This is a genomic window from Micromonospora foliorum (assembly GCF_022229015.1).
In the GTDB taxonomy this organism is placed as follows: Bacteria; Actinomycetota; Actinomycetes; order Mycobacteriales; family Micromonosporaceae; genus Micromonospora; species Micromonospora foliorum.
This window is the reverse complement of record NZ_JAKKFF010000479.1, coordinates 1-2,234: the sequence shown is the minus strand read 5'-3', so window position 1 is coordinate 2,234 and position 2,234 is coordinate 1. Positions and strand designations below refer to the sequence as shown.

The following is a 2,234-nucleotide window of genomic DNA, read 5'->3' as shown; positions in this document are numbered from 1 at the left end:
CCCGGGCGGTGACCGCGCGCTCGTCTGGGCCGCCGGTGACCAGCACCCGGTGCCCGGCGTCGGTCAGCGCCCCGACGATCCGGGTCGCCACCTCGGGCGGACAGGCCCGGCTCGATGCGGCCGACCCGGGGTGCAGCACCACGTACCCCGGGTCGCCGAGGTCGGCCGGGCGCGGCGGCAGCGCGTCTCGGCGGAGCCGGAGGACGGGCTCGTCGCCGTCGGCCAGCCGGTGACCGGCGGCGGCGGCCAGGGAGAGGGCACGTTCGGGCTCGGGGACGCCGACCGGCACCCGGTGCCGGATGTCCAACAGCGAGCCCGGATAGTCGTCGCTGATCGCCGCGATCCGGCCGATCCCGGCCATCCGCAACAGCAGCGCCAGCGGCAGGGCGGACTGGTGGAACGAGGTGAACACCACCGCCTGGTCCGCGCCGAGGGCGCCCAGCCGCGCGGTCAGGCTCCGCATGGACTGCGGGTCGACCGGCCCCGGTGTGGGGTCGATCCACGGCAGCGGATGTTCGATGATCTCGTCGACGCCGGGCAACAGGTTGGCGGCGGCCCGACCGCGCGGCCCGCACAACAGCACCACCCGCTCCGCCCCGGCCGCGACGGCGCGGATCGCCGGCCCGGTGACCAGCACGTCACCCGCCGAGTCGGCGCGGACCACAAGCGCCGTCCGGACCGGTTCGGTGGGCGGGGCCGAGGGCTGCACGGCCTGTTGGCGGCGCAGGATCTCCGCTACCGCCGCCGGCAGGTCGGTGGCCACCCACCCGGCGGCGGCGATCTCCTCCGGGCGGGTCACCGGGGTGGGCACCAGCACCCCCGCGGCCCCGGCGGCCAACGCGGCGGCGACGTCCCGACCGATGTCGCCCACCAGCACGCACCGGGACGCGGTCGTGCCCAACTCGCGGGCGGCGGCGTACACCAGACCGGGTGCCGGCTTGCGGCAGTCACAACCGTCGGCGTCGTCGTGCGGGCAGACCAGCCACGCGTCGAACCGGCCCAGCAGCTCCTCGACGCGGGCGTGCACCGCCCGCATCTGCTCACCGGTGAAGTAACCCCGGGCCAGGCCCGACTGGTTCGTGACGACCGCCAGTCGCAGCCCGGCCGCGCGCAGCCGGTCCAGCGCCGCCCGCGCGCCCGGCACCGGCCGTACCTTCTCCGGGTCGCCGTTGTACGGCACGTCCTCGATCAGGGTGCCGTCGCGGTCCAGCAGCACCGCGTCGTACAGCACGGGTCGAGGGCTTGCGACAGACCCGGAACCGGCGCGGTCAGCAGCGGCGTACACCTGGGCTGACCTGCGCTGATACGGATCCTCCTGGTTCTGTCGCACAGCCGGCGGGTTCCCTGCGCCCCGAGGAGTAAACGTCGCCGTCGGGGCGGTGGGCCAGCGCCGCCGGCGATGCCCCGGGTCCGCCTTACCCGCCGTTCCGGAGAAGCTAACCCGGTCGGCCGTTAGCCCGTGCCGTGCTCCGGGTATGGGATCCCGGTGGCGATTGTGGAGAAAGTGATCGACGCTCCCCCGCAGCAGGTGTTCGACGTGCTCGCGGACGGGTGGACGTACAGCGACTGGGTGGTCGGCACCGCGCACGTGCGGGACGTGGACGACGCCTGGCCCCGGGTGGGCAGCCAACTGCACCACCGGGCCGGGCCGTGGCCGTTCTCGTTGCAGGACGCGTCGACGGTGCTGGTCAGCGAACCGCCGCACCGGCTCGTGCTGAAGGCCGGCCTCTGGCCGGCCGGCGAGGCGATCGTGGCCTTCACCCTGCAACCGGTCGGCGAGGGCGCCACCCGGGTACGCATCGGGGAGGACTTCGCCGCCGGCCCGCTGCGTTGGGTCCACAACAAGATCAACGATCTGGTGCTGCACAGGCGTAACCGGGAGACGCTGGCCCGGCTCTCCGACATCGCCACCCGGCAGAAGGGGGCGTCGTGACCCGGACCGTCGTGGTGACCGGCGCGAGCGCCGGCGTCGGTCGGGCCGTCGCCCACGCGTACGCGGCGCGCGGCGCCCGGCTGGCGCTGCTGGCTCGGGGCGAGGCCGGTCTGGTCGCCGCCGAGCGGGAGTGCCGGCTGCGCGGCGCGGCCGACGTGCGCGTGTACCGGGTGGACGTGGCCGACGCGGGCGCGGTGCAGCAGGCCGCCGACGACGTGGTGCACCACTGGGGTGGCGTCGACGTGTGGGTCAACAACGCGATGGCGTCGGTGTTCGCGCCGGCCTGGGAGATTCCGGCGCG

The 2,234-nt window shown here is 75.2% G+C and carries 3 protein-coding genes; 2 read left to right on the top strand and 1 reads right to left on the bottom strand.

Annotation, left to right across the window (positions count from 1 at the left end):
* The coding region (locus PSH25_RS28460; RefSeq protein ID WP_238661970.1) for an HAD-IIIA family hydrolase at positions 1-1,330 on the bottom strand (1,330 nt) is incomplete at its 3' end.
* 156 nt (positions 1,331-1,486) lie between these two features.
* Here PSH25_RS28460 and PSH25_RS28455 point away from each other — a divergent pair.
* Together PSH25_RS28455 and PSH25_RS28450 are read left to right on the top strand one after the other, a co-directional pair.
* Positions 1,487-1,933 carry an SRPBCC family protein gene (locus PSH25_RS28455; RefSeq protein WP_238661969.1) on the top strand — a complete coding sequence of 149 codons (447 nt, stop codon included), beginning with the start codon at positions 1,487-1,489 and terminating at the stop codon, positions 1,931-1,933.
* Positions 1,930-2,234: SDR family NAD(P)-dependent oxidoreductase (locus PSH25_RS28450; RefSeq protein WP_238661968.1), on the top strand; the 305-nt coding region annotated here is incomplete at its 3' end. The genes PSH25_RS28455 and PSH25_RS28450, both read left to right, overlap by 4 nt.